The sequence below is a fragment of the Tunturiibacter gelidiferens genome, assembly GCF_051013345.1.
Lineage (GTDB): Bacteria > Acidobacteriota > Terriglobia > Terriglobales > Acidobacteriaceae > Edaphobacter > Edaphobacter gelidiferens_A.
The window spans coordinates 4,341,495-4,361,914 of record NZ_CP132939.1 but is presented as its reverse complement, the minus strand read 5'-3'; the positions used below and the strand labels follow the sequence as shown (position 1 = coordinate 4,361,914).

The window sequence follows — 20,420 nt, the reverse complement described above, 5'->3', positions numbered from 1 at the left end:
GGGCTACTTGTCGATCGAATATGCGTCGGCTTCCTCAAAACGAAGCAGATGCCCTACATCTTTCAATGCAGCCTGGTCATGCAACAGCTCCGGAAGAAGTTCCTTCAGGCTCATGCCTCCCCACGCGATGGCGCGATGCAGCAGGTAGGGGACGGGACTGTGCGGCTCGAGACGAGCTAGAAAATTGGCGATGCGGGTGAGGGTCTCATAGGCCTGCTCGCGGGTTTCAATCTCTGTATCAGCGTAGAGATCGTTGAAACGCGCTGGTGTAGATGGCTCGCGATACGCGGAGACAGGATCACTGTGTATGTCAGGCATAGTAAAAACCTCCTCCTCGCATGATGCAAGCTTCTCTTCGGGAATCGCCGAAGAGATGGCAAGGGCCATGTCATGCAGAACGGAACGAATGCGGAGAAGACCGCTATTGGTGGGACCGTAATAGCGGTCCAGGGCAAGGCCAAGCAGGTCGATGACTTCGACAGCGTGATGAAGGTCGTCCCAGGTTTGGCGAAGAAACTGAGGCGGCGTCAGTTGAAGGCTGCGAGCGAACTGAGCGTCTCCAGAGACAACCTCCTGCGGGGATCCGTGGCGCCGGGCAGCTCGTTGATTGTGCAGCGCTGCTTCGATGTCGGCGAGAGAGATGGCAGGAGCTTCGCTGCCGTCGACAGGCGCCGTGAGAGGGAGAAACTTGATTTCGGTGGAGAGCTTCTCGTTCATCCACTGCAGCATGTTGAGACGATGTTCTATGGCCGGGTCAGCACTGTCGAGCGGGAGCGGAGTGTTCGCTTCGAGGATCTGCTGCGCCGACTCGGGCGACGGAATCAGTTCGACGAGGTATAGCTCGTGCAGGTTGGCGATGAGCTTGCAGCCATTCGTAAAGCCAGCCAGTCCGAAGAGGTGCAGCCAGGCCTCGGTAAGCCAGACAGCAATCTGAAGGTCCTTGGAACGGGTGGCGAGGGCGTCACGACACAACTCTTCGACGAGAGGCCAGTCGGCCTGCTGTGTGGCACGTTGCCAGACGCCTTGCGGCAGGGCAGGCTCCTGTCGACGGGCAGAGACGATGCTGTCGTAGACGGAGTCGTAGCGAAGCGATTCGCCCGCGGGCGAATCGGGCGTGATGGGCTGCACCAGAAGTTCATGATCCAAGGCAAAGGGTGTCATCGTTTCTCTCCAGCAGGGCGTCGCTCGGACGAAGTGCCTTCAGGCGGGGACAATGTTTTTTCGTTTAAAACCGATGGCGACGCGAGCGCGGGAGCGCTTGTGGGAAAGAGGTCCTCATGGATGTTCTGTTTCTCGCCTGGGACGGAGATCTGGAGATGAAGGAAAACGAGAGCACGGCTCGTGGGAGCGGGCTGCAGTCTTGCGTTGCTGGCCGAGGCTGGTATCTCTGGAATCGAAAGAGCCAGGGTGAATGGCTCGGACGAATTCAGACCGTCGGAACTTCTCATGGACGGAGCAAACGTACGGATCATACGAAGTAGGGCCCAGGAATCTTTGAAGATGTAGCTAACTGTGTTTCCAAAAACAATAAGATCATACCCTGAATGCGGTTGGCTGCCGATTGCTGCTGGCTGGTAAGGTGCATCTTTGGCCCAGCGGAGAGAGAGTTGAACCGGATCGCCCACGCTCCAGTGAAGTTTGCGTGGAGGGTCGGTGGCGTGAACGACGTCGGTTCCAACCTGAAAGGACCAATCGATGATCTGGTTGCCCGCAATCTCCTGGTCGCGATTGACCCGGAAGGTCGGGATAACCTCGAGCGAAGGGAGCTGTCCGGCGGTTGCGGTGCTGAGCAGAGAGGCGAACCAGGGACGCGTGGACTGCAACTGCGAGAGGAAGATTTGAGCTTCGAGGGAAGAGTTGGCATTGGCGTCCATAAGATCGCCAAAGGCATCATGCTGGCGTAAGACGCTGGCGATGAGCTGCGGCTCGGCTTCGAGCAGATCTGAGGATTCGAGCGGCGCGAAGGAAAACGTCCGGCAAGATCGCGGTTGAAACGATCGGCGAGCTGGGCGTAACTGTGGTTGAATCCTTCTGAGTAGAGGGCCTGGCAGCGGAGAACCAGTTCGCGGTGAAGCTGCGAGTTTAGAAGCGAGAAGTAGTCGACCTGGCGTGACGTAGGGAGGCGAACGGCGTCGCAGGACTTCGACGCTGCAAACTTGTCGGCACCTGAGGCGATGAAGTCTTCGAGGGCCTGAAGAGAGTTGCCGGGGCGCTTCGACTTGTACTGATCGACGGCGGTAGTGAGTCCCTGCCAGCGAACGAGGGCGCGGCCGATGCGCGGAGAAAGCGAGTTGCGATTTGTCCGGAGATAGTCGACCAGGGGTGCGGCGGAGGCAGTCAAGCCTTCGACCGTGCTGCGTTGAGACGCGAGATATGCCTCGATAGCGTCGGAGGTCGGAGCGTCGAAGATTTGAGCCGAGGGCTTGCCCTCGATCGTCCAGCTGCTGAACGCTTCCGAGGAGACGCCATAGGGACGTTCGGCGTCGAGAGCGCGGTCGAAGCCTAGCAGAAGTTCGCCTGCCTGGCGGATCGAAGACTGGGTGAGCTGTGTGAGCGGCGCGTGGAGATTCGATTGTTGAAGGACGGCGGACAGCGAGGTGACGGTTCCTTCGACGTCTGCAAAGTCCTGAGCCTGCTGGTTGAGGTCGGCGAAACGTGAGTCGTTGCCGAGGGGGAGCGGGCTGCATGGCTTGATCAAGCGCGAGCACCAGGGTGTGCGAGAGTTGCTCGGAGGCGATGCGGCTGAACGCGCCACGAAGAGTGACGGGCGCCTGATCGAGGTCTTCGTTGAGATAGCGCTGATAGATGGCTGGGAGAGTGGTGGCGGCCTCGAGCGAGGCCTTATTCCATATGAAGGAACGCGGTGGCGAGGAGTCGGCAACTGAGTCGCCGGCATAGTTGAAGTTGGACATGAAGCTAAGGTTCAGGAGGTTTTCCAGGGCTATCTGCATCTGCTGCGCATGATCGCTGAGTTGCAACTTCCCGTCCTCCACCTTGACGAGGGTGCCAGTGAGGGAGGTTTGCGCCTCGTCAGTTGCGGCCGCGAATCGGGCAAAGCTATCAGTGGCGAAGGCGAGCATCTCTGCGTGCAGCGTGGGAACGAAGAGCCCCGAGTTGACGAAGGGATCAAGAGTAACGGCGGTTAGACTCGCGGGCATGACAAGATCCTCGGCCCCAGTCCATTGCAGGTTCGGTTCGTTGTAGATGCGGAGCGAGTTCGCGAAGGCAGCGCGCGCATCAATCAACTCCTGATAAGAGTGCCGGGAGGGTAGAGAGAGCGTGTTGATGCGACCGGCGAGCTGTTCGGTGACAGTGCGCGTCGGATTGTGTTCAATCCAGGCATCGAAGAGGTTTTCGGCGAGTGTCGATCCTTTGTTGGAAAGCTTGCGGCGCGTATCGTCGTTGAACTCGACGGGAATCCAATGAGCCTCTCGGACCGCCTGTTCGAAGTACGGATTGGAGACCTCGTTACTGGAAAGCTCGGTTTGGCGATGACGAAGGTAGCTATCGAGTTCGATGATCGAGCCTACCGGCAGACCGGACATATGTTGGGTCATCTGGTTGTAGCTGGCGACAAACTGCTGCAACTGTGAGGTCTGCTGGATGAAGGCCTGCATTTGAAGGTATTCCGGAGTTTGACCAAGTGATCCGGTTGGCGGCGCGATGTGGCCAGGCGAGATCGCGGGGAGATTGGGCAGGGGAAGGCGATTGGGATCGCACAGTTGGCGCATGCGAGTTTCGAGCCCCAGATGGAAGCGCTGGAGCACGAGGACCTGAAACGCGGGAACCATCGCCTGCTGAATGGAGGTGTTGACCTCGTCGAACCAGGAAGCCGGGATAAAGATGGAGCGGAAGCCTTCGGTTTTGAAGCCGGCCATAGCATGGATCAAGGTTTCGGCTCCGGCATGCTGCACGAACGCAGGAGTGTCGCCGTCCATACGCACCGGAGTTTGGAGGTCTGACTCGATCGTATCGAGAAGAGGGATGAGGTGTTGCTGATCGACGCTGAGACGGTGGCAGGCAAAGACAGTCCCGATCGCCAGGAAGACCGCCACCGCCGCGCTGGATATCTGCAGCATTCGACGCATGCGGTCACGAGCGGCAAAATGCCGAGCTAGAGGGGTGGCAAGGCCTTTTTCCGCAAAGATTTTTTGAGGAAGAGATCTCGAGTGAATGCGACCTGCAGGTCCGATTGAAACCAGGACTCGATCTGATTGGCTGCCCAAGAATAGTTCGTCCGCGCGTTTTCCGTTGCATCTCTTCGGCGGATACCAGTAGGTACCGACACTGGAACGAGTGTGGTAAGGGATTTGGGAACGGATCGCTGTATATCCGTCGAGCCGGAGCAGTAGATACCGCGGAGTAGCGGTGCCGGGGTATGGGCGTTGCCTCGCATGGCTCGTTCGAGCAGCAATCGCAGGCCTGGGGCGATGCCAAACAGCGCTCCGGGAAAGAAGAACATGGCTCCGCGACCAGAATCGGCTTCGTTGATGGCGAAGAGCTGGCCTTGTTTGCGTTCGAGAGAGATCCGCATGGTGTCGATGGCTTCATCGACCCAACCACTATGAAAGGCAACGGAATCATTCTGAGGCCTTGACCAGCCGAAGATCTGCTGGAGTTCCTCCGGCGCGAGTTCGGCGGTGAACTCGCTGAATCCGGGGATAGCATCGCATTTGGTCAGGACAACGTAGATCGGAAGTTGGAAGGAGAGCGTCTGCGTGATCTGCTTCAGGCGTTGCTGGATGATGGCCCCGCGTTCGACCAACTCTGAAGGAGACAGCACAGCGGGGCCGGCCAGGTCACTCGCAGGAATTGCTAGCACGATGCCATCGAGAGGGCGCGCGGGGCGGTTGTTGACAAAGAGCCGAAGCAGCCGGCGCCATGCGGATACCGCCTCGACCGTGGAGGATAGCGCCCACCCTCCGACTTCGATGACGATTCCATCGCCGAAGAAACTCCAGGTAAAGCCGCCGCCGTGTTCGAGCATGACCTGCTCTTCGAGCACATGCGAGAGGGAAGAGTCCGAGATGAGACTGCTCTTGCCGGCGTCGGTTGGGCCGAGCAAGAGGAACCACGGCACAGTGTAGCGGAAGTCCGGACCGGGCGTGCGCGAACGCAGCACATCAAGCGCGCCTGAGAAGGTCGAGGGGAGTTCCGCGGCGAGCACCGGGGTCATCCCGTAGGAGTCAGCGTGGTCCGCGACCGCCGGATCGGGATGCGGGACAGGTGCCGGCTTGGCGGCTCGACGACCGAGCCGGACGAGATAGGCGACCAGAAGAATGAGGCTGAGAAACAGCAGGACGAGACAGCCCCAGAGGAGAGGGACAACTCCGATCGCGACGAGCAGCAACGCCATCATCATCTGGAGCTTCCTCCAGTGGTCCGGATGCGTTCGACGCGAGTAGAGATACCTGTTTCAAGGTTAGTCCAGAGCAGGGTTGAGGCGAGGATCCACACGGCAACCACGCCACACAGAACGAACCACCACAGGTGCGGACTGGGGCTGCGACGTGCCTCGTCGTCGATGGCGGTCGATTCGTAGCTTCGAGGGAAGATGGGTTCGGGTTCGAGTTCGGAGACAGGATGGCCGTAGATCTTGAGGAAGAGCTGACGGCGGTAGCGGTCAATCTGATGACGCGGATCTGCGTCGCGATAGCGCCCTTTGAAGTCGAGCGCCAGGGCTTGGAAGTAGATCATGGCGAGGTCGTTCGAAGGCGAACTGCCACTAAGCAGTCGATCCAGCTTTCGGAAGAAGAGATCGCCGGAGGCATGGGTGTTAAAGAGCTCCTGCTCCAGAAGTGGCCACTGTTCGCGCCCGGACCAGTTGGCATTGAGCATGGTCTCGTCCGCGAGTACAGCCATCACATATTCGGCTTCGCGAAAGAGGCCGAAGCCGAGACTTCCGCCGATATCGCTGATGCGTTGCGACTGCTGCTCGAGCAAAACTAGAAGACTTTGGCGGACTTCCTCGATGCGGGGCTCGAACGGGTCGGAAGACAGAGATGTGTCGACAGGATCGATGCCTTCGACCATGGCTTTGAGGCGCATGAGTTCGCTGCAGAACTGGCGGAACTGCATCAGCAGCACGGAATTTTCAGTAACGTAGGTGGATCTCAATGCCTTGAGCTCAGGAGTGAAGGGTTTAGTTTGAGATCTGTTGAATATACAGAGTTACTTCTACGGGAATGTCTGACGAAAGAACGGAAGGGCCGGTGACCAGGTCGAGCGGCTCATTGGGTTGAAGGTAGTCGTGGTCTTCGTGGAGGTGGTAGAGAATGACGCCAGAGCCCGCAAAGAGCCCTCGTTCGGAGGGGATACGTGTGCGTTCGGCACCAAGTACACGGCGTTCGCGCATGCTCGATTGAAACTTTCGTGAACCGATAAGAGAGCTTTCGCACCAGGAGACCGAGCCTGCATCGTTGGTGCCTGAGCACCTTAAGGCAAGGATGAGGCGTCGCCCGGACCATTCCGGCGCGAACTGGATCGAGAAGACGTTTTGGTTGAAGGTGAACGGGATGCCAACATATTCCTTCGAGTCGCGCTCAGCGAGCACCTGATGGATGTAGGTGGTGAGTTCGGCAAAGCTCAGAGAGAGATCGTTGTGGTTATACGGGCGAAAGATAGGTGGAACAGGTTGCGCCGAAAGACCGGAGATGTGTCCGGCGAGCGAGCAGAAGCCGAGATAAAGAGAGAAGGGATGAACGCTCCCGGCGCCCAGCAGCGCCTCGCAGTACGGAAGCATCGCGACGAGATCTTTCAGAGTGGCAAGTTCACGTTCCGCATCTCCACGCTCCTTCGCCGACAGGGCGCGAAAGCGATCATAGGTGAAGATTGCAAGCTCGCGGATGCGGCGTAAGGTGTCACCGCAGCTTTGCGCAAGAGCAGAGTTGGAGACGACGCGCTCGCAGGCCGGAATATAGCGGTCGTCGAGTACCCAGATCCCATTGCGGAAGCCGACTCTCGCAATGGGAGTACTGACGTATTTGGACGAGATGCCCTGCTGCGAGGCGATGAGATGAAAGCGGGGACGAAGCCGCGGAATGGGAAGATTGTCCTCTTCTTCGCCTTCATCTGGCAATGAAGCTCCCCCTGGCGAAGAGCCTCATCGTTTTCAGTAAGGGCGATCGAGCGAAGATCGGATGTAGACAGTGCGCCAGGCTGGAGCGCGATGACGGCGAGATAGACGAGAAAGGGCTGCTGCCGAAAGCTCACATCCAGAGCGGTGAGATCGATCGAAGGTTCGGAGGGTCGCGAGTGCTGTTCGGAAGCGCTGTCCTGAGCCAGATGGATGGTCAAGCCGTCGGGAAGGCGAGCATCAAGTTGCAGCAGAGTGAAACGACCCTGCAGCAGAGCAGCTGCGTCAACGAGCAGCCGCGAGATGCCCCAGGCAAATGGCGCGGAGGAGGCATGATGCTGCAACAGCAACTCCTGTCGCGAGGTCATCTGCTCGAAGTGCTCTGGACGCAGAAGCATGCCTTCATGCCAAAGAATCGCATCGGGAATCGTGCTCAATGGAGTCTGTTGCGACACGTGCGGCTCCTAAAATGATCAGTTGGGATTGGAGAGGATCTTGAAGTCCTTTGGGCCAAACTCGATGTGTACGGTACCGCTCCTGGGGAGAACGGCGTTATGGTCGCCAGCCGTAGAGTAGTTGGCGAAGAGGAGAATACCATTGGCCGCTGCGGTTTGAGAGATTTTTATCGACGCAAGCTGCTGGCCTGGTATCCACTCCCAGGAAGAGACGTGCAAGGCGTTCGGATGCATGCGAAGGTAGTCCGTTCGTTTGTCGAACCAGGCGTGAGCGGTGAAGGTCGAGAGCTCCGCAAGGGTTTTTTTATTGTCGATCATGACCACGTCGACTGCTACTGGCATGTTCTGATTCGCATCTGGAGCGACCATGGCATCCAGGGTCATTTGTCCGCTGACATGACTTACCTTCCTGAGTGGCTGAGTCATCGCCGAGCATCCGATGATGCCGGCACAATACAAAAGGCCCACGAGCGCAGGGAGAAGGGGAGGAGGACGCATGACCGTATCTGACTATAGCCGGGCCGGAGGGGGCCGTCAATATTGAGAAGATTGAACTTGCGGGCGACACTGCCTCGTTACTTGCGAGCACGCCTGCAGCGGGACATGATGAAAGCGATAGAGGATTATGTCGTTCGCTGAGGACGTCCGAGGCTGCTGCCTGTTAGGTGATCGTGTGATTTCACTGATGATGATGGTCGATTTGTCGCTGCTGGCGTTCGCCGTGTGGTTCGCGATGCGACTGTTGCGGGCGGCACGACAGCAGGATCGCCCCTCAAGCGACGACGGCCTACACCCGGAGTTTGCCACGGTGCTCATCGACCTGGTGAGCGAGCCCGAAACGCCAGCACTCCCAGACGGTTTCGCCCTGTTCGAAGCTGAAAACCCGATGCTCACATTTGCAGCGGAAGCGAGCATCTCCTCGCTTGATCAGGCAAATCAGGATGACCTCTACGCCGACCCCATCGATGGGGTTCCATTTACCGCAGGGGAAGAGATTCATACATGTCGGTGCGGTGTGGGTTATCGGCAAGAGAGCCTGCAGTGGATAGAGGAGAATCTGTCTGGACAGTGCGTCCACTGCGGTGTCGCCATAGATGCATTACAAGTTGTCGCGGTGTGTCACTCCGGACCGATAGGTGTTAGAGCCCAGTGAATGATCTTGTATCCTCATCGAGAATGAGCATCGGTGTTCTTCGCCCCTGCGAACCGCAGAAGGCTCCGAGATCGAGCGAGACGGGGTCGAACACGAGTGCGACATGCCAGGGCTGACGAAACCACAGGGCCTGGGTTTGCAGGTCAGTCGTTGAGAGGAAGATGCTGTGTCCCGGATGGCTGTGATACCAGCCGACAAGCTGCTGCTGGTCGAAGCCGCGGGAGGATAAGCGACGCCACGCGGAGGGCCAATCATCTCGCTGCATCACAACGTGCGTAGATGATGCGAAGGCCGCGTCAAGCGGATGAGCAATCAGGATAGTCACGACAGGCGATGTGTCTGCCGCCAGTTCGACCTGACCGAAGAGCAAACCGATGTGCTCTGTCATCCGATCGCGGCTCAGATGTTCCTGAACTGCGGTCAAGGCCGTTGGAACAATTCTCACGAGAGATACGGGCGCGGCGGCAGGGGTGATCGAGGACGGATCCGTGAGCTCCCGCCATGCAACCACATCTTCTGCAAGCCGATCAGACATGATGCGGAGCGGCCGTGGCGACGGATGGGAAAGGATGGTCGAGGGGAAAGAGGTGCTGCTGCGTGCGCGCCCAGGCTGCGGCGGCATCGTCGGCCACGCTGCGCAAGTTGATGGCGGAAGGATCGTAGCAGAGGATCGAACCGATGCGCTGAAGCAGGCTGTCGAACTTCTCGTGCGGCTTCCAGGTACCGAGGCAGAGCAAACCGTTGGGCCAGATGTGCGGGTGAATGACCGGAGAGAGCATCGTAGCAAAGGGTGGCTGCGCGGGATAGGCCGCGGAGCATTGCAGCCTGACAAAATGCTGATCCGTGAAGACGGGCCCTTGGGGAGTGAGCGCAGACAGACTGCGGCAACGAAAGAGAAAAACGTAGGATTCGGGAGGGTCACCCGTCGCAGACTGCAGGACGATGCGCCCTTCACTTGCTAAGGCGACACGCTGCGCTGCGGCAAGATCACTGAGGAGGCGTCGACGACGAACCGGGTGCATGAAACTCAGCCTCCTTCGAGAATCGGGTAGATCTGGAGTTCGGCGCCGTCGCGCACACCCGCTAATCGCAGCGACTCTCCTTCGAGCAGAAGCTCATCGGAGCCGATCAGGCGAAAGACGAAGGTCGCATTTGGTAGCGACCAGCGCCGCGAACACTGGTCCATGAGGTCTCCGACAGACATGTGGGTCGGAAGGGTCACTTCGGCTCGGCGGCTGGCGTCGTAGAGGCTGATCGTGATGGTAATGGTGTCCACGTCCTTTTCAGGCTCTCACATCCGAAGCCTCCTGCAGCCGGCAACGGAGGCGATGTCCATGGTTAGTCACGAGAGAAAGATAGGCGCGGGGCGCGGTTCCAAGTTCAGAGAGTGTTCGTGTCACCAGCTCCGATTCCCGGGTGATACGACTCAACCACTCCGGTCGACGCGCTTGCTGACAGCATGGACAGTTCAGATCGGAGGCGGTGATTCGAAATGAGGGACAACAGGCAGGCTCGGCTCCGCAGGTCGGACAGTCGAAGCCAACGGCTACGTCCCAGTCGAGTTCCAGCACATCCATCCCCGTGCGCGTCAGTATCTGCTCGACCGTCATCTGGCTTGGCGATACGTCGAGGTCCAGAGAGTCAATAAGCTCGTCAGCGTGAGCCATACACGCCTGACTTCGCCTGGTATGCAGCACGGTAGTCGAATACGGAGCCAGACTGGTCATAATGCGATCCCCACTTTGGAGCACCGACCACTGCGATCTCGTTGGCACTGAAGCAAAGCGGTGGTGCAGTTGCGCCACTGCCTCGTGCACCTGCAAAGAAGAGAGCAGGGAACTGATGATTGCACTGGCGGCAATGTGCTCGGATGCGGCTTTCTGTGCGGGCAGAATGCACGAACGCTTTTCGTGGAGACGCTGCCACATGGAGGCAGTCATGGTGCACTCGTAGCAGGGACCGGTGCGGGCGTCGAAGTAAGCAATCTGCCCCGCGGACGCTTCGATACCGGCGTCGATCCAGGGAAGGCCAGCCGCGTGGCAGAGCCGATTCAGGCGCCAGCGAGCCTCGATATTGTCCAGACAGCCGAGCACGAGATCGTAGTCGGCGATAGTACCCGCGCCGAGCTCCGAAGTGAGGTCCAGATGCATCGGGATGACTTCAGTCTCAGGATTTAATTCCGTGAGACGCACGCCCGCAACCAGCGCCTTTGGCTGTCCCACATCCGTCTCGCGAAAAAGGACGCAGCGTGACAGATTGCTGACTTCGACCAGATCGACGTCAATGATTCCCAAGGTGCCAATACCGAGCAGCACCAGATTTTTGAGCGTTTCGTTGCCCAGCGCGCCGCAGCCGGCCACCAACAACTTTGCCTCCGAGAGTACATTCTGCGACCAGCCATGAATCTGGCTTTGCCTGCTGAACCGGTCGCTTTCGGAAGACTCCCGGAAAGTAAACGCCTCACCCAATGGAGCGATCATAGGCTTCACGCCGAGCCGGGGAGCTGAGCACTTGATACGCGAGATTCAATTGTTGCATGCGTCTCTCGGCCGATTCACTCGACGAAAATTGGTTCAGATCCGGATGGCACTTCAAAGCAAGCCTGCGATACGCGGTTTTGACTTCGAGCGATGAGGCATTGCGCGCGATGCGGAGATCGCTGTAATAGTCGGGAAAACCATTTAACTCACGCCAGCAAAGAATTCCCTGTGGCTCTGGGAGTGCAGGTTCGGTAATCTCTCGCCAAGTCACCACGGCAATACCTTTCAGATTATGTACCTAGTCTCGTCTCAACAAGAAGTTCGTGCCAAGTAGCATTCCATGTACGTCTGTCAAAGAGACTTGCTGGATCACGTGATCATATGGAATGAACGGCGTCTCAAACGGCTGATGAGCGAGTACGTCCACTATTACAACGATGACCGAACACATCTTTCACTAAGGAAAGCAACGCCGGCAAGCCGAGCAGCGGTAGAAGATCCAGGTGCAAGCGGTAGAATTCTGTCCATGTCAAGGCTCGGTGGCCTCCATCATCGCTAAGATTTGGCTGCCTAACTCTGGGTTATGGCATTCCCGACAAAATCGAAGATAGGTGACGGCAGAGGTGTACCCGCGTTCCCATCGTCAAACGTGCAGCTACGCTTTCGTCGTCACGCGTAGCCGTCAGCAGTCTAACTTCGCCCGGATGGCATTTTGACGAACCACAGGTGGCGCGCCGGGGCGACTTGGTGACGATAATTGCGATGCAGTCTGAAGACGCGAAACGGAAGCCCAGGAGATGGCAAAGGCGAAGACGTGGTCAGTTGAGCCGCTCGTGTCGGTGTAATGCTCCTCGATCCGCAGATCGGACTTGTGGTAAAGCAAGCCATCGAGAACATGCGTGGCGTCAGGTGCCGGGGCGGAACCTCGAAAGCCTACGTTACTTCCTTTAAACTCTCTCAAATTAGAGAAGGAGTTTGTTCGATACATCTCCGGCTTCTGCCCATTAAATAGCTTCCGATAATGGGGACGCGTCTTATCAACTCTTTAACGTTTCTCCGCTGTGTTCGAGCCCTTGGCCCGGGGCTTCGTGCTGAGAGCCTGAGATTGGTTCACCATCACAGAAGATGATGGCGTTCTTGAACTTCGGCGCTACCCTCTCGCCCTTATGACTGACATGTCTCTCGGCTGCCTTGCCGTTAAAACCGAGAACCAAATACTTCGGTCCGAGGACTGCACTCAATGCTCTTGCGGGAGAAACGTTCTTCACACCTTCTACAGGTTCTTTTAGCTCCGCCGCACTCCAGCAACTGTCCAAGACTACGGTCTTTAGTTTTAGCCCATAGCGGGCTTCGAGGGCGTGCAGATTCGAAGCGAACTTTTCGGCGGCTTTTCTTTCTCCACCAGGGAGATCGCCAAAGAGCCAATGTATGTTTCCATGTGTACCTACAACGAGCACACCGTCGGCGAGAATTTCCGTGTCGGAGTCCGATGCTGGTATGCCCTGTAACTCATGTCTTCCTGGGTCATATGCGATGGTCTTATCGTTCATGAATTTTACGTTCTCGCCGTAGTAATTTCGCATCGAGTGGTCGATAACATCTCTTTCTCTAGCATCATCTGACGTCGATGTGAGTAGTACGGCCTGTGTCTTCGTAAAGAGATTATCCCTTTTGAGAAATTCGCTGAACTGCTTCTCCCAATTCTTCACCATTTGGATTGCTGTCGCACCAGGTGAGTAAGGCGGTCGATCACACTTGGTGAGATTCAAAGAGCTCTGGAGGGTGGCCCGTTTTGTTACCAATGGAACCGCCTGTCCCAGCAGAGGAGCCTGCGGAGTTCTCGCGTTTCCCGCACGACGCTGGATTGCCTTCGGTGGTCCGAGCTTTATTTCCTCTGGACGGTATACCGGTGGTGCGCCGGGGCGACTTGGCGACGATAATTGCAATGCAGTCTTGCGATTGCCTCCCGTATGCGGTTGGGCCGAAGTCACATTTGGGCGGTAAACAGGTGGAGAGGCAGGCTTCGACTGTGCGACCAGCGGGCTCTGGGGGCGGTAAACAGGTGGCGAGGCAGGCTTCGACTGGGCGACCAGCGCGCTCTGGGGGCGGTAAACGGGTGGCGAGGCAAGCTTCGACTGGGCGACCAGCGCGCTCTGGGGGCGGTAAACGGGTGGCGAGGCAAGCCGGGATGGCGTGGCGAAGTTTGGCTTGCGGGGCGATAGGACATTCATGACGCGCTGGCACCTCGTAAATGGAGTTTACCAGTGCTGCAATCCGGGCAGCGAAAAGCCCTCGGGCCTCGGCCTCATCTCGACCGTATTGAATGGATACGACTGTGTTGCCAGCTTACTGGTATTTGGAGTTATTTATACGCAACACTCGTACAACTACCATAACGTCTGATTCTAGGTAGTTACGGAAACCTGTTGCGCAGTTAAATAGCTGATAAATAAGCTAGGGAGAGTCTGCACAAGTTCTGCATCGCTTGCCTGATTGATTAATCTGATAGCTGCGAGGAGATTGCGATGAAGCAGCAGAGTCTGTCGAGTCAGGGTGTGTTTGAGAAGTACGGGCGGAAGAGTCGGCGGGAGTTGTTTCTGGACGAGATGGAGCAGGTGGTTCCATGGTCTGCGCTGGAAGCCCTGGTACGACCGCACTATGCGAAGGCGGGCAAGGGACGGCAGCCGGTAGGGTTGGCGATCATGCTGCGGACTTACTTTGTGCAGCAGTGGTTCAATCTGTCGGACCCTGGGGTGGAAGAGGCGTTGTACGAGTCTGCGGCGCTGCGGCGGTTCGTTGGCGTGGACCTTGGGATTGCGCCTGCGCCGGATGAGACGACCATCCTGCGGTTCCGTCATCTGCTGGAGAGGCACGAGCTGGGCGGGTTGATGCTGGATGCGGTGAACGTGCATCTGGATGCCAGGGGCATCCGGATCGCGACGGGCACGATTGTCGATGCGACCATCCTGCATGCGCCTTCGTCGACCCAGAACGCGAGTGGCGAGCGCGACCCGGCGATGCACCAGACCAGGAAGGGCAACCAGTGGTACTTCGGCCTGAAGGCGCATATCGGCGTGGACGCGAGGAGGGCATCGTCCACTCTGTGGCGACGAGCGCAGCCAGCGTGGCGGACTGCCACATGTTACCGGAACTGCTGCACGGCCAAGAGCGTAAGGTGTGGGGCGACGGCGGCTATCAGGGCCAGACCGACGCCATCCAAGAGGCCGCTCCGAAGGCACAGGACATGACCTGCAAGCGGACGAAGTTCAAAAACTATGTCGACGAGTTACAGAAAAAGAAGAACCGGAGTAAGTCGAGGGTGCGGGCCAAGGTAGAACATCCGTTCCGGATCCTGAAGCGCATCTTCGGCTTCGACAAAGTGAGATACAGAGGCATCGCGAAGAACCATCACCGCCTGTGCGCGAACTTCGCGCTGGTGAACCTGTACCTGCACCGCAAACGTCTGGCAGTCCTTGGGCAGTAGTGCGCCTGGAAGCCCCGGAAAACGGGCGGATGCGCGTTCCAATTAGCCCTCCAACAGCATCAAACCAACCAAAACCCGCGCATCTTCCATGCCCACTCCCTGACCCCAGAAAGTCAGACGCCTACGCAGAGGTTCCCTAGATCTTCTGTCTTATGCTGTCGGGATTGTTGCTCGCGCTAAACGGACGTCTTTGTTGCGTCGATTTTCAAACTGTGACGCAACACCCAACGCTTAGCCGTACATCCCGAAATCCACCACCATGTCATCGACGAGCTTCGTCACCGCTTCCATAGGGGCATGCACGCATCGCGTCGGGCCTTTGGGGACGTATCTGCTCGCCCACTCGAACGGGAATTCAAGCTTCGGATCGGCTGTAATGCGGTTTTCGAGTATCTTGCTAAAGGCCATTTTCTTCATGGGACAAACGGATCAGATAACAATTCACTCCCCAGCTTGATCCGATTTCGTCCTTGGTGACGATGAGCCGTATGAATTTCCTGATGCCGCAGCCAGGGCGCGGGGACATCGGAATATCCGAAGATGTTCCGGCATGCGTGGAATGCTGACAGTCAGCGATATATAGAACCGCAGGAATTGCACCATCGCGTCAATCGGCGAATCGATCTCGTAGATCGGCAGCATCCAGGATATGGTGTTCGCAATCGAATCGTATTTCTTCGACGGTGGTGGAATCCTTTGATACAGAAGCTCGCCAGCGCGCAGGAGCAATTCGCCAAGTTGATGGTTTTCGGGCGACGGTAATTCTTCACTCGACATCGGCTGAAGACGCAACACTTCGGGCGCGATATACCGTAGTTGCCCCTGGAAGAAGATCACCTGATTCTTGGCATAGGCCTGCAGTGTGGGAACGAGACTTCCGCCAGCGGTTATTACCTTACAGTAAACGATATAGTGGACACCAATTTTCCACTCCTGAATATGCTGGAACATTGAATTCGCAGGTTTGAGTGTTGAAAGACCGCCTCATCGTTTTGCAGGCGTCCCTGCAGGCTCATCGATCTTGAGGATTTGATCCGCGGGGAGATCTTTGAGGGTCTGTACAATTCCGCTCGGCCAATGAATTTCGATTGTCTTTACATTTGTGTCTGAACCTAAGCCGAAGTGAGCTCTGCGGTCACCGGAGGAGAGATAGCTGCCGGCTGTAGAAACGATGTTGTATTGAGCGCCAAGCGAGGTAGTAATTTTGATCTCTGCGCCAATTCCGTCGCGGTTGCTACGGTGCCCGACCAGGGTCAACGTGATCCAATGATTCGAAGTTGGAGTTTCGTTGCGCAGCAGGTAAGCAGGACCGTCGTTGGTCGTGACGACAGCATCGATACGGCCATCGTTGTCGATGTCCCCTACGGCTAGCCCTCGGCCTACCCAAGCTTGATGAAACACATCTCCAGATTGGCTTGAAACATCGACAAAACCTTTGCCAGTATTATGGGCCAGCAACATAGGTTCTTTATAGCGAAGTTGAGGATAATTGAGCTGAATTGTGTCAAGATCGTGGCCCTGCGCGACCAGTAAATCCTTTCGTCCATCGTTGTCGTAGTCGAGAAAATGGATGCCCCAACCTGAATGCAAAAGGGTCATGCCACCGATCCCAGTCATGTAACTATCGTAAGTAAAGCTGCCGTCTCCGTTATTGCTGTAGAGAGCATATTTCTGGTTAGCAAGGTTGGTAATTACCAGATCAGGTAGGCCGTCTCCGTTGAAGTCCTGGAAATCGATACCCATGCCGGCGTATGTTCGACCTTCGCCATCAACGGCAATTTCTGCTGGCAAACCGACTTCCTCAAATGTTCCATTACCCTTATTTCGGTAAAGGAACTCAAGCATCGAATCATTCGCTACTGCAAGGTCAATCTTTCCATCCCTGTCGAAATCACCGATGGCGATGCCCAGTCCCTTGCCAGGCTTGTCGAGTCCCATCTTTGCCGAAACTTCACTGAATTTGCCGTTCCCGTCGTTGTGGTAGACCAGCGCAGAGATCGCGGGGAAGATGTCGGGATGGCAGTACGATCGATAGCCCTCCCGGTGCTCACCGCACCAGACGTCGTCAAAGTCCCACTTAACATAGCGCAGAACAACGAGATCCAGAAGGCCATCATTATCGAGATCGACCCAGGCCGCCGAGGTTGACCATCCGCCGCCACCCGTACCGGATCTTTCGGTGACATCGGTGAAGGTCCCATTCCCGTTGTTGTGATAGAGACGATTGCCTCCGTAAGAGGTAACGTAGAGGTCTTCGTATCCGTCGTTATCGTAGTCACCAACGGCTACGCCCATTCCATAGCCAATTCCCTGGAGGCCAGCCTTCTCGGTAACATCTTCAAAGGTTCCATCCTTTTTCTGATGAAAGAGTCGATTCCAGTACTTCGAATCGGTCTTTTGCGGGATGGTGCCCTTCGGCGTCGTGCTGGACAGGGGTGCGCCATTCACAAAGAAAATATCCAGCAGACCGTCGTTATCGTAGTCAAAGAGGGCCACCCCGGACCCCATGGTCTCGATCAGATACTTCGTTGGAGTGTGGCTCGCTTGGCTGTTGAAGAGAAGATGGCTCATTGCCGTGATGTCCACAAACTTACCCGGGGACGCAACTGTAGATGCGGGTTCCGAAGATGTCACATCTTCGGCCGTTTTTGTTTGCGCTGACGCAATAGAGACCAGGAGCGGGCACAGGAAACAAAGAATGATCAAACTCTTGAACATCAGATCCATTCTCCTTTTTTGTAGAGGAAATGAAGATAACATGCAGGACTATTCGTCATGGTCATGCGAACGGACCGCCTTTGGACCGGCGGTAATGTTCTAAAGGCAGCATGTGCACACCTGTCCGGTGCGGTCGCTGCGAGGGTGGGTCTCATCAGTCGAAATCGACACGGGGCCTCTATTTCAAGAGGTCTCGAGACACGGTCAAGTCGGTCAAAGTTCGCTGCATAAGGATTCGATTGGTCTTATCATGTGGTTCATCGTCTGCTGGAGGAATTTGACTTGCGCGGCGATGGCTTTGGGATTGGTTCCTAGCTCATCTTTTTTGTAGAAGTGCTCGAAGCCGCGAATGATGGCGGAGCGACTGAACGAGATTGGGAGACAGGCGAAGAAGGGGGATTGCAGTATACGTATCACAATCACAACTTCGAGTTTAAGAAGCTATGGGGCGGTCAATCCGGTTATGACATTTTGCTGACTAAGATTGATCTGGAGGCGGTTGCCTTCGAGCTGGACTGCGGGTGGGCAGTGTCGGCAGGCGTGAATCCGGCTGATTATTTTGTGCAGAATCCTGGGCGCTTTCGGATGCTGCATGTGAAGGATTGTGTGGCGACGCCTGAGCCGATTTTTTCGCTCACTAAGGATCAGAGACCGCAGGGTACGGAGCTGGGGCCGAGGCCATATCGATTACAAGTCGATTTTTTGCGGCAGCGGCGAAGGCGGGAATCAAGGACTACTACATTGAGCAGGAGCCCCCGTTTATTCGATGACGACGATGGAAGCAGTTGGAGTGGAATATCGTTATCTGCGTGCGATCTAAATCGCGCTGCCGTTGGGGAGAGAGATGAATCGTCGAGCGTTTGCTCAAATGATGACCGCTGCGTTGGCCAATCCGCGGTGGCTGCACGCCAAAGAGACCGTGGCAAAGGGTGTGCGGTTTTCTTTTATGCTGTGGGCGCTGGAGATTGAGGCCCCTTTCGACCGCTGCGTGGAGATCGTTGCTGAGGCGGGTTACCAGGGAATTGAGTTGACGGGAGAGTTTCAGAAGTGGTCCCCGGAGGAGCGGAGGCGGGTGATGGCGAGAATACGTTCGCTAGGGCTGGTGGTGGATTCGATGAGTGGGGTTCGAGCCGGGTTCGCGGTGGCGGAGGAGACGGAGGTTTTTCGCGAGCAGTTCGTCGAACATCTGCGTTACGCGAAGGAGCTGGAGTGCCCCCAGGTGATTCTGCTGTCCGGCAAACGGGTTCCGGGAGCGACGGGGCAGCGTGAGACAGCGGTTGAGAATCTGAAGCGTGCGGCAGAGATTGCGGCGAAAGAAGGCGTTGAGATCGTGATCGAACCGATCGATTTGATTGAGAATCCGCCGATCTACCTAGCGAGCGTGCACGATGGGTTCGAGATTGCGCACGCGGTGAATATGCCACAGGTGAAGGTGCTTTATGACTTCTACCATGAGCAGAGGAGCTTCGGAAACCTGATCGAGAAGCTTGAGCAAAATGTGGACATGGTGGGGCTGCTTCATGTAGCGGACGTTCCGGGAAGACATGAGGCAGGGACCGGAGAGATCAACTATACGACGATCTATCGAAAGCTGGCGGAGCTGAAGTACAACCGTTGGATCGCGATGGAGTACTACCCTACGGAAGAGCCTGTGGCTTCGCTGAAGAAGACGAAGGCGGACGCGCAGAGGGCGCTTGCGACGGTTTAGGTGCGTTTGTTCCTGTTGAGGGGGTAAGGCGTTGTAGAATCGAGCGTCGTCCACGACGGCCGAACGAATCGCTTGCGGGATCAGAGAGACAGGATCGCGAGAGTGCGGGTTTCCATGTCAGCGCTGTTGCTCCTGCTGATGATGACGCACGGGATGTTTGGCGTGAGTCCCGCGCAGCCGCAGTACACGCGAACCGTGTGAAGGGTGCAGGATGGTCTGCCCGAGGACACGGTTCAGGCACTTGCTGACGAAGGATGGGTATTTATGGGTGGGAACGACGAGTGGCCTGGCGCGCTTCGACGGCACTCGGTTTCGATGTACGAAGCGTCGTCGTCCATGCCAGTGTTAGGGGGAATAGCATCTTCTGCCTGGAGCCTTCGAGCGACGGCGGGTTGTGGATCGGGACGGAGGGCGGAGGGCTGCTGCATCTGCTGAACGGGCAGGTGAGGAGCTTATGGGGTGACGAGCGGTCTGACGGACGGCTGTGCGGACTGTGCTTGAGGATCGGCAAGGGACAGTGGGTAGGCACGGATAACGGGCTCTTCAAGGTTAAGGGAACAGGGTGGAGCGCGTGGAGATAGCGGCGGGAATGGGACCGCTGGCGATTCACGCGATCTCTGAAGACAGAGGGGCAGGATCTGGGTGGGAGGCTCGCGGCTTCTCTCCATCGAAGACGGGAAGCTTCGTTTTTATGATTTGCCGGGCAGTTATAGCAGCAACCGGGTCAAGACGGTTCTGCAGACGACGGATGGAGCGCTGTGGGTGGGGATGGTCAATGGCCTGGAACGGCTGGAGGGTGAAAGTTCAAACGCGTGCCGGAGGTTGAAGGCACTGTGCGTACCCTGAAGCAGGCAGGCGATGGGACATTATGGATCGGCACGATCGGGAATGGCCTGTGGACTTATAAACAGGCGGTGTTTTCGCACCTTACGGCCTGGTGGGCAACAGCATCTATCAGATACTGGAAGATCTTCACCGGAGATTCTGGCTAAGTGGTCCGAACACGATCTCATCGATGGATGAGCGGCAGCTGAACAAGGTTCCGATATCTGCGGATCATCTGAGCGTGTCGCTGTACACGATGCCGTACGGTGCGGAGGATGCACAGATGTACGGCGTTCGTGAAGAACTGGAAGGTGCGTGAGAGTTATGGAGTACAGTTCCGCTGGGAGTTGTTTAATGCGTTCAACCATGCTAGCTTTGCAACGCCTAACAACGATCCCACCGGTGCGAACTTCGGCCAAATCACCAGCATCGGTCCAATAGCTCCTCGAGTTATGCAGGGAGCCTTGAAGCTGACCTTTTAGAATAAATCCGCCTTGTCGGCGAAACGTGGTCTTTAGAAAA

At 56.9% G+C, this 20,420-nt stretch carries 25 protein-coding genes and 2 pseudogenes; 9 read left to right on the top strand and 18 right to left on the bottom strand.

The annotated features are described in order from the left end of the window. Positions 1-3: 3 nt before the first annotated feature. The 7 genes and pseudogenes from tssA to RBB80_RS21860 all read right to left on the bottom strand — a co-directional run bounded on the left by tssA (position 4) and on the right by RBB80_RS21860 (position 7,956). Positions 4-1,161 (bottom strand): type VI secretion system protein TssA, encoded by a 1,158-nt coding sequence (gene tssA / locus RBB80_RS21890; RefSeq protein ID WP_433964486.1) that lies wholly within the window; start codon positions 1,159-1,161, stop codon positions 4-6. Beyond that, positions 1,158-4,079 (bottom strand): hypothetical protein, encoded by a 2,922-nt coding sequence (locus RBB80_RS21885; protein ID WP_433964485.1) that lies wholly within the window; start codon positions 4,077-4,079, stop codon positions 1,158-1,160. Before RBB80_RS21885 ends, tssA begins: the two co-directional genes overlap by 4 nt. Positions 4,080-4,114: 35 nt before the next feature. Beyond that, the gene (locus tag RBB80_RS21880; protein ID WP_433964484.1) at positions 4,115-5,362 is read right to left on the bottom strand and encodes a type VI secretion system protein; all 1,248 of its coding nucleotides are present in this window, start codon (positions 5,360-5,362) and stop codon (positions 4,115-4,117) included. Continuing rightward, positions 5,359-6,117 carry a DotU family type IV/VI secretion system protein gene (locus RBB80_RS21875; protein ID WP_433964483.1) on the bottom strand — a complete coding sequence of 253 codons (759 nt, stop codon included), beginning with the start codon at positions 6,115-6,117 and terminating at the stop codon, positions 5,359-5,361. Before RBB80_RS21875 ends, RBB80_RS21880 begins: the two co-directional genes overlap by 4 nt. Before the next feature lie 25 nt (positions 6,118-6,142). Next, complete coding sequence (gene tssK, locus RBB80_RS21870) at positions 6,143-7,078, bottom strand: type VI secretion system baseplate subunit TssK (RefSeq protein ID WP_433964482.1); 936 nt, start codon at positions 7,076-7,078, stop codon at positions 6,143-6,145. 119 nt (positions 7,079-7,197) lie between these two features. Next, positions 7,198-7,443, bottom strand: a pseudogene (gene tssK / locus RBB80_RS21865) (type VI secretion system baseplate subunit TssK); the annotation flags it as partial. Positions 7,444-7,548: 105 nt separating this feature from the next. Then, complete coding sequence (locus RBB80_RS21860; RefSeq protein ID WP_433964481.1) at positions 7,549-7,956, bottom strand: hypothetical protein; 408 nt, start codon at positions 7,954-7,956, stop codon at positions 7,549-7,551. Between the two features lie 199 nt (positions 7,957-8,155). Between RBB80_RS21860 and RBB80_RS21855 the strand changes: the two genes are divergently transcribed. Continuing rightward, positions 8,156-8,683, top strand: a complete 528-nt coding sequence (locus RBB80_RS21855) for a hypothetical protein (RefSeq protein ID WP_433964480.1) — start codon at positions 8,156-8,158, stop codon at positions 8,681-8,683. Here RBB80_RS21855 and RBB80_RS21850 read toward each other — a convergent pair. From RBB80_RS21850 to RBB80_RS21830, 5 genes are read right to left on the bottom strand one after another with little or no spacing between them, the layout of a single operon-like run. Further along, complete coding sequence (locus tag RBB80_RS21850; RefSeq protein WP_433964479.1) at positions 8,670-9,218, bottom strand: Mov34/MPN/PAD-1 family protein; 549 nt, start codon at positions 9,216-9,218, stop codon at positions 8,670-8,672. The genes RBB80_RS21855 and RBB80_RS21850 overlap by 14 nt on opposite strands. Beyond that, positions 9,211-9,705, bottom strand: coding sequence for a ubiquitin-conjugating enzyme E2 (locus RBB80_RS21845; protein WP_433964478.1), 495 nt, complete (start codon positions 9,703-9,705; stop codon positions 9,211-9,213). Before RBB80_RS21845 ends, RBB80_RS21850 begins: the two co-directional genes overlap by 8 nt. A 5-nt stretch (positions 9,706-9,710) precedes the next feature. Next, entirely contained in the window at positions 9,711-9,959 is a 249-nt protein-coding gene (locus tag RBB80_RS21840) for a ubiquitin-like domain-containing protein (RefSeq protein ID WP_433964477.1), read from the bottom strand. Positions 9,960-9,966: 7 nt separating this feature from the next. Continuing rightward, positions 9,967-11,163 (bottom strand): HesA/MoeB/ThiF family protein, encoded by a 1,197-nt coding sequence (locus RBB80_RS21835; protein ID WP_433964476.1) that lies wholly within the window; start codon positions 11,161-11,163, stop codon positions 9,967-9,969. Beyond that, positions 11,144-11,434 carry a J domain-containing protein gene (locus RBB80_RS21830; protein WP_433969811.1) on the bottom strand — a complete coding sequence of 97 codons (291 nt, stop codon included), beginning with the start codon at positions 11,432-11,434 and terminating at the stop codon, positions 11,144-11,146. The genes RBB80_RS21835 and RBB80_RS21830 overlap by 20 nt, the downstream gene beginning before the upstream one ends. 69 nt (positions 11,435-11,503) lie before the next feature. Between RBB80_RS21830 and RBB80_RS21825 the strand changes: the two genes are divergently transcribed. Next, the gene (locus RBB80_RS21825) at positions 11,504-11,722 is read left to right on the top strand and encodes an IS3 family transposase (RefSeq protein WP_433964475.1); all 219 of its coding nucleotides are present in this window, start codon (positions 11,504-11,506) and stop codon (positions 11,720-11,722) included. 217 nt (positions 11,723-11,939) lie between these two features. On the opposite strand, the pseudogene RBB80_RS21820 reads toward RBB80_RS21825, so the two are convergent. Further along, positions 11,940-12,103, bottom strand: a pseudogene (locus tag RBB80_RS21820) (Tn3 family transposase); the annotation flags it as partial. Between the two features lie 97 nt (positions 12,104-12,200). Beyond that, entirely contained in the window at positions 12,201-12,875 is a 675-nt protein-coding gene (locus RBB80_RS21815; RefSeq protein ID WP_433964474.1) for a hypothetical protein, read from the bottom strand. Between the two features lie 517 nt (positions 12,876-13,392). Between RBB80_RS21815 and RBB80_RS21810 the strand changes: the two genes are divergently transcribed. Together RBB80_RS21810 and RBB80_RS21805 are read left to right on the top strand one after the other, a co-directional pair. Continuing rightward, on the top strand, positions 13,393-13,566 hold the full coding sequence (locus tag RBB80_RS21810) for a hypothetical protein (RefSeq protein WP_433964473.1): 174 nt from the start codon (positions 13,393-13,395) through the stop codon (positions 13,564-13,566). A gap of 122 nt (positions 13,567-13,688) precedes the next feature. Further along, positions 13,689-14,647, top strand: a protein-coding gene (locus tag RBB80_RS21805; RefSeq protein ID WP_433964472.1) for an IS5 family transposase whose coding sequence is annotated in 2 segments (ribosomal slippage) — positions 13,689-14,244 and positions 14,244-14,647 — 960 coding nt in all. Because the reading frame shifts where the segments join, the coding sequence is not laid out codon by codon here. Between the two features lie 231 nt (positions 14,648-14,878). Here the strand turns inward: RBB80_RS21805 and RBB80_RS21800 are convergent. The 4 genes from RBB80_RS21800 to RBB80_RS21785 all read right to left on the bottom strand — a co-directional run bounded on the left by RBB80_RS21800 (position 14,879) and on the right by RBB80_RS21785 (position 17,782). Next, positions 14,879-15,055 carry a hypothetical protein gene (locus RBB80_RS21800; protein WP_433964471.1) on the bottom strand — a complete coding sequence of 59 codons (177 nt, stop codon included), beginning with the start codon at positions 15,053-15,055 and terminating at the stop codon, positions 14,879-14,881. A gap of 33 nt (positions 15,056-15,088) precedes the next feature. Then, a complete protein-coding gene (locus RBB80_RS21795) occupies positions 15,089-15,598 on the bottom strand; it encodes a hypothetical protein (protein ID WP_433964470.1) in 510 nt (169 codons plus the stop codon). 33 nt (positions 15,599-15,631) lie between these two features. After that, entirely contained in the window at positions 15,632-17,365 is a 1,734-nt protein-coding gene (locus RBB80_RS21790; RefSeq protein WP_433964469.1) for a CRTAC1 family protein, read from the bottom strand. Between the two features lie 213 nt (positions 17,366-17,578). Next, a complete protein-coding gene (locus RBB80_RS21785) occupies positions 17,579-17,782 on the bottom strand; it encodes a hypothetical protein (RefSeq protein WP_433964468.1) in 204 nt (67 codons plus the stop codon). Between the two features lie 427 nt (positions 17,783-18,209). Between RBB80_RS21785 and RBB80_RS21780 the strand changes: the two genes are divergently transcribed. The 5 genes from RBB80_RS21780 (at position 18,210) to RBB80_RS21760 (ending at position 20,380) form a co-directional block, all read left to right on the top strand. Next, positions 18,210-19,073: a TIM barrel protein gene (locus RBB80_RS21780; protein WP_433964467.1), complete on the top strand. Its 864-nt coding sequence runs from the start codon at positions 18,210-18,212 to the stop codon at positions 19,071-19,073. A 281-nt stretch (positions 19,074-19,354) separates the two neighbouring features. Further along, on the top strand, positions 19,355-19,654 hold the full coding sequence (locus RBB80_RS21775; protein WP_433964466.1) for a two-component regulator propeller domain-containing protein: 300 nt from the start codon (positions 19,355-19,357) through the stop codon (positions 19,652-19,654). Positions 19,655-19,715: 61 nt separating this feature from the next. Next, complete coding sequence (locus RBB80_RS21770; protein WP_433964465.1) at positions 19,716-19,919, top strand: hypothetical protein; 204 nt, start codon at positions 19,716-19,718, stop codon at positions 19,917-19,919. A 169-nt stretch (positions 19,920-20,088) separates the two neighbouring features. Next, on the top strand, positions 20,089-20,217 hold the full coding sequence (locus tag RBB80_RS21765; protein WP_433964464.1) for a hypothetical protein: 129 nt from the start codon (positions 20,089-20,091) through the stop codon (positions 20,215-20,217). Further along, positions 20,210-20,380, top strand: coding sequence for a hypothetical protein (locus RBB80_RS21760; protein ID WP_433964463.1), 171 nt, complete (start codon positions 20,210-20,212; stop codon positions 20,378-20,380). The genes RBB80_RS21765 and RBB80_RS21760 overlap by 8 nt, the downstream gene beginning before the upstream one ends. Positions 20,381-20,420 lie beyond the last annotated feature (40 nt).

Excerpts from the sequence above, each read along its gene's own strand:
- tssA (WP_433964486.1), bottom strand. The coding sequence starts at position 1,161 with ATGACACCCTTTGCCTTGGATCATGAACTTCTGGTGCAGCCCATCACG.
- RBB80_RS21885 (WP_433964485.1), bottom strand. The coding sequence starts at position 4,079 with ATGCTGCAGATATCCAGCGCGGCGGTGGCGGTCTTCCTGGCGATCGGG.
- RBB80_RS21880 (WP_433964484.1), bottom strand. The coding sequence starts at position 5,362 with ATGATGATGGCGTTGCTGCTCGTCGCGATCGGAGTTGTCCCTCTCCTC.
- RBB80_RS21860 (WP_433964481.1), bottom strand. The coding sequence starts at position 7,956 with ATGACTCAGCCACTCAGGAAGGTAAGTCATGTCAGCGGACAAATGACC.
- RBB80_RS21855 (WP_433964480.1), top strand. The coding sequence starts at position 8,156 with ATGTCGTTCGCTGAGGACGTCCGAGGCTGCTGCCTGTTAGGTGATCGT.
- RBB80_RS21850 (WP_433964479.1), bottom strand. The coding sequence starts at position 9,218 with ATGTCTGATCGGCTTGCAGAAGATGTGGTTGCATGGCGGGAGCTCACG.
- RBB80_RS21845 (WP_433964478.1), bottom strand. The coding sequence starts at position 9,705 with ATGCACCCGGTTCGTCGTCGACGCCTCCTCAGTGATCTTGCCGCAGCG.
- RBB80_RS21835 (WP_433964476.1), bottom strand. The coding sequence starts at position 11,163 with ATGATCGCTCCATTGGGTGAGGCGTTTACTTTCCGGGAGTCTTCCGAA.
- RBB80_RS21825 (WP_433964475.1), top strand. The coding sequence starts at position 11,504 with ATGTACGTCTGTCAAAGAGACTTGCTGGATCACGTGATCATATGGAAT.
- RBB80_RS21815 (WP_433964474.1), bottom strand. The coding sequence starts at position 12,875 with ATGGTGAAGAATTGGGAGAAGCAGTTCAGCGAATTTCTCAAAAGGGAT.
- RBB80_RS21810 (WP_433964473.1), top strand. The coding sequence starts at position 13,393 with ATGACGCGCTGGCACCTCGTAAATGGAGTTTACCAGTGCTGCAATCCG.
- RBB80_RS21800 (WP_433964471.1), bottom strand. The coding sequence starts at position 15,055 with ATGGCCTTTAGCAAGATACTCGAAAACCGCATTACAGCCGATCCGAAG.
- RBB80_RS21795 (WP_433964470.1), bottom strand. The coding sequence starts at position 15,598 with ATGTTCCAGCATATTCAGGAGTGGAAAATTGGTGTCCACTATATCGTT.
- RBB80_RS21790 (WP_433964469.1), bottom strand. The coding sequence starts at position 17,365 with ATGTTCAAGAGTTTGATCATTCTTTGTTTCCTGTGCCCGCTCCTGGTC.
- RBB80_RS21780 (WP_433964467.1), top strand. The coding sequence starts at position 18,210 with ATGAATCGTCGAGCGTTTGCTCAAATGATGACCGCTGCGTTGGCCAAT.
- RBB80_RS21765 (WP_433964464.1), top strand. The coding sequence starts at position 20,089 with ATGGATGAGCGGCAGCTGAACAAGGTTCCGATATCTGCGGATCATCTG.